At 38.6% G+C, this 2,162-nt stretch carries 2 protein-coding genes; both read left to right on the forward strand.

From position 1 onward, the window contains the following. Nucleotides 1–80 precede the first annotated feature (80 nt). Complete coding sequence (gene istA / locus BABA_RS07330) at nt 81–1,304, forward strand: IS21-like element IS712 family transposase (protein ID WP_003331415.1); 1,224 nt, start codon at nt 81–83, stop codon at nt 1,302–1,304. A gap of 11 nt (nt 1,305–1,315) precedes the next feature. Then, complete coding sequence (gene istB, locus BABA_RS07335; RefSeq protein ID WP_003331414.1) at nt 1,316–2,074, forward strand: IS21-like element IS712 family helper ATPase IstB; 759 nt, start codon at nt 1,316–1,318, stop codon at nt 2,072–2,074. The last annotated feature ends 88 nt before the right edge of the window (nt 2,075–2,162 follow it).

A 2,162-nucleotide genomic window follows, 5' to 3' on the forward strand; every position in this document is an offset into this window, starting at 1 on the left:
TGTAAAGGGCCATGCTAAAATGTAGGAAACGGGCCATTGAAAATGTAGGTTAACTTTAAAATTGTGATAGGCTTTTCCTTATGAGAAAAGACATCCTAGAAAGTATAACCGAACATCTTATGACTGGAATTAAACCTAATTTCGCTGATATTGCCAGACGCTATAATTGTGACTATCGGACGGTCAAACGTTATTATGACCTCGGAAAAGAAAAGACCCTTGAAGAAGCTTCAAAACGAAGGGTCCCACCGTCACTTATTGAGAACTATAAATCAATCATTGAAGATAAACTCAAGCTTGGCTGCTCTGTGCGCTCAATTTACTACTTCATCCAACTAAAAGGCTATCAAGGCTCATATACGACCGTCAAACGCTATGCCAGATTGATTCGAGAATCCTGCAAACATAAAGCAACGATTCGAATTGAAACAACGCCTGGACTTTCTGCTCAAGTCGACTGGAAAGAAAATTTAAAACTGATCTCACGCAATGGTGAAGTGTTTACGATTAATATCTTTCTGTATATTCTTGGCTACTCTCGGATGAAGTATCTTCAATTGACCGTCGACCGTCTCCAACCCACACTCTTTGAGTGTCTCAATCACGCTTTTGAGAAATTCGGAGGTGTCCCTGAAGAAATTTGGTTTGACAATATGAAAACTGTGGTGGACCATTCTAAAAGTCAATTCTCAAATGTTGTTTTCAATGAACGATTCAGGCAGTATGCAAAAGATGCTGGATTTAAACCCATTGCTTGTCGGCCATTCAGACCTCAAACCAAAGGTAAAGTAGAAGCGCTTGCGAGAACTGTTGACCGCCTGCTTGTCTTTAACAATGAGTTTGAAGACCTTGAAGAATTACAAGCACTGGTCCAACAATTGATGGAAGATTTGAATCATAAAGAAATCTCTCAAGCGATTGGAACCTCACCTTCTGAACGTCTTGACCAAGAGGCGTTGAATCTCAAGGCTTTTGATTTAGAGCTTCTCAAAGTTTATAGTCAATTGAGTGTTCCTTTGACTCGAAAAGTCTCTAAAGAGGCACTTGTGATCTTTGAAGGGCGTAAATATTCAGTGCCGGTTAAATATATTGGACAGACCGTAACCTGTGAAAAAGAACAAGAGGACCTTAAAGTCTATTGTGACCAACGCTTGATTGCTCGTCATCCTTTAAGCGACCGTCCCTTTAATTATCGCCGTGAAGATTACGTTGAAATTCTTAAATCAGATGTCTTCAAACATCTTGAAGAAGACGAACTAGAGGCTTATGTGGATGAGAATCTTCAAGCCTACGATTTATTGTGAAGGGAGCGCTTATGACAACTTATCATCAATTACTCAACCAATTGGACCATTTAAAACTCGATCGTGTGCGTCAGCTCTTACCAGAGTTCTTAGATGAGCATGCGGATATTTCCTTAGTAGAGGGCCTTCATGAACTCTTGAGTGAAGAACTTCGTGAACGAGAAGCGCTCCTTCAGGAAAGACGATTAAAAAAAGCCCATCTGCCTTATGAAAAGCGTGTGATGGACTTTGATTTTCAGTTTCAACCGAAAATTAATAAAGCAGAGATTTTAGATTTACATACCTTACGTTTTTTAGATAAGCATGAGAATCTTCTCTTCATTGGCAATAGTGGCGTAGGTAAGACACATTTAGCTATTTCTATCACTTTAGAAGCCCTAGAGAAAGGTTATAGCTCTTACTTTTGTATGAGTACTGAATTAGTGGACCGTTTATTAAGAGCCAATCAAAAAGGAACTTTAGAGCGAGTATTAAAACAGTATGCCAATTATGATGTACTTGTTATTGATGAAGTGGGTTATCTGCCCTTTTCAAGAGATGGAGCGAGTCTTCTCTTTCAACTGATTAATATGAGATATGAAAAGAAATCCACGTTGATTACTACGAATATCCCACTTTCTCAATGGTCTGAGTTTCTTCAAGATAAGAAATTAACGAATGCTTTATTGGACCGCTTGGTTCATCATTCTAAAGTCATTTCTATTACTGGAAAATCTTATAGAATGAAAGACTATAGTGAGAAGAAAACCAAAACCCCAAAAAGTAAATAAAGTGATGGGCCCAAAACCAACAATTTGGGTGGCCCATTTCCTACATTTTCAATGACCCAAAACCAACATTTTTAGATGGCCCTTGACA

The organism is Neobacillus bataviensis LMG 21833 (assembly GCF_000307875.1).
GTDB classification, from domain to species: Bacteria; Bacillota; Bacilli; order Bacillales; family Cytobacillaceae; genus Neobacillus; species Neobacillus bataviensis.